The 1,995-nt window shown below is 77.0% G+C and carries 3 protein-coding genes; all 3 read right to left on the bottom strand.

What is annotated here, in order from left to right:
- Positions 1–483 (bottom strand): thiamine pyrophosphate-binding protein (locus tag ABZ914_RS50680; RefSeq protein ID WP_500201725.1); only part of this gene is annotated, 483 nt, incomplete at its 3' end.
- Positions 480–1,253, bottom strand: a complete 774-nt coding sequence (locus tag ABZ914_RS50675; protein WP_500201724.1) for a cyclase family protein — start codon at positions 1,251–1,253, stop codon at positions 480–482. The genes ABZ914_RS50675 and ABZ914_RS50680, both read right to left, overlap by 4 nt.
- Positions 1,254–1,357: 104 nt before the next feature.
- Positions 1,358–1,861, bottom strand: a complete 504-nt coding sequence (locus ABZ914_RS50670) for a MarR family transcriptional regulator (RefSeq protein WP_190868999.1) — start codon at positions 1,859–1,861, stop codon at positions 1,358–1,360.
- Positions 1,862–1,995: the final 134 nt, after the last annotated feature.

Below are 1,995 nucleotides of genomic sequence, written 5' to 3'. Positions count from 1 at the left end.
CGCGCCCTGGACGACCAGCGGCAGCCCGAGCAGCACCGTGCGGCGCGCCGCGAGCGCGGTGCGGCAGGCCCGCGCCACGTCGGCGAGCGCGGTCTCCGGGGAGTGGACCCGCTCCGGGACGGCGCCGACGGCCGCCGCGAGCGCGGCCTGGTCGATCCGGAAGTTCGAGCGGACCGCCGACGCGGCCACCTCGCCGGCCAGCACCAGCAGCGGCGTGCGGCTCTTGGCGGCCTCGGCGATGCCGGTGACGGCGTTGGTGAGGCCCGGCCCCTGGTGCACCGACACCACCCCGAGCCCGCCGCTCACCCGCGCGTAGGCGTCCGCCATCGTGGCCGCCCCGCCCTCGGTGCGGGCGGCGACGAAGCGGGCGCCGTGCGCGGCGAGCGCGTTGGTGACGTGGAAGTTGCCGCTGCCCACCACGCCGAACACCGTCTCGGCGCCGAGGCGGGCGATGGCCTCCCCCACGGCCTCCGCGACGATCATCGCTCGACCAGGGCCAGCACGCGGGCCGGGCTGCCGGAGCCGCCGACGATCGGCAGCGGCGCGGCGGCCAGCACGGCGCCGCGGACCGGCAGGCGGGCCAGGTTCTGCAGCTGGGTGAGGCCGTACTTGCCCGCGCCGAGGAAGTAGGAGTGGCAGGGGAACGGCGGGTCGAACGCGTGCGCGCCGCCCGCGTCGGTGCCGACCGTCTCCACCCCGAGGCCGAGCAGCGGCGTCTCCTCCGCCAGCCAGCGGGCGCACTCCGGCGAGACGCCCGGGGCGTGCGAGCCGTTCTCGTCGGCGTTGAGGAACTCCTCCTGGTCGCCGGAGCGCGCGTCCCAGCCCGTCCGGTACAGCAGCCAGCCGCCGTCGGGCAGCGGGCCGTTCGCCCGCTCCCACGCGCGGACGTGGTCGATCTCCAGCAGGAAGTCGGGGTCGGCGGCGGCGTGCTCGGAGGCGTCGAGCACGACCGCCGGGGCGACGAGCCGTCCGGCGGGGACCTGCGCGACGTCCTCGCCGTCGCGGCCGGTCGCCCAGTGCACGGGCGCGTCGAAGTGGGTGCCGACGTGCTCGCCGGTCGTGATGTCGTTCCAGTACCAGGCGGGCCCGCGGTCGTCGTACCGGCTGATCTCCCGCAGCGAGAAGGGGACCGTGTTCGCGAACGGCTCGGGCAGCCGCAGGATCGGCGTCCGGTCCGACAGCGGGGCGGTGAGATCGACGATCTCCACCGAGCCGGCGGCGAGGGCGGCGAGGAGCTGGTCGAGGACGGGCATCGTTCCTCCGGGCGGAGCGTACGGGCTGGGGGTCTCGCGCGGGGCGATCCGAACGTACCGCAGATGCGCCTGTTCGCAGGGTCACCCGGCGCAGGTGCGCCGCCCTATCCGATCAGTCCGCCGAGCCTTCCCTCCAGGACGACGAGCAGCTCGGCGAGCGCGCCGGCGAGCGCGTCGCGCCGGTCCTCCGGCAGCCCCGACAGCAGCGCGGACTCGTACCCCACCTGGTCCGGCATGATCCGGTCGATCAGCGCCCGGCCGTCCTCGGTGAGCGCCAGGTGCTGGACCCGCCGGTCCCGCTCGTCGGGGCGCCGCTCGACCAGGCCGCGCTCCTGCAGCCGGCGCACCCGCTTGGTCACCGCGGCGCCGGAGGAGAACGTCTCGCGGGCGAGCCGGGTCGGGGTGACGCCGGGCCCGAGCCGGCGCAGCGCGGTCAGCACGTCGAACTCGGCCCGGACGAGCCCCTCGCGGCTCAGCGGACCCTCCTCGGCCTGCTGCAGCAGCGCGGCGCAGCGGGTGATGCGCCCGATGACCGCCAGCGGGGCGGTGTCCAGCCCGGGATGGATGGCCCGCCACTGGCGGATCACCTCGGCGACCACGTCCTCCACGCCCGCCTCCCCCTCCGCGTGCCGTCCGGGCGATCGTACGCCCGTCACGCGGCGCGGGACGCGGGGCCGCGGCCGGGCGCGAGCGCGGCGAGGGCGCGGTGCCCGTCGCGTTCGGCGCGTTCGACCCGTTCCGC

The sequence above is a fragment of the Spirillospora sp. NPDC046719 genome, from assembly GCF_040645715.1.
GTDB lineage: Bacteria > Actinomycetota > Actinomycetes > Streptosporangiales > Streptosporangiaceae > Spirillospora.
The sequence above is the reverse complement of the archived record's forward strand: the minus strand, read 5'-3'. Positions and strand labels throughout refer to the sequence as shown.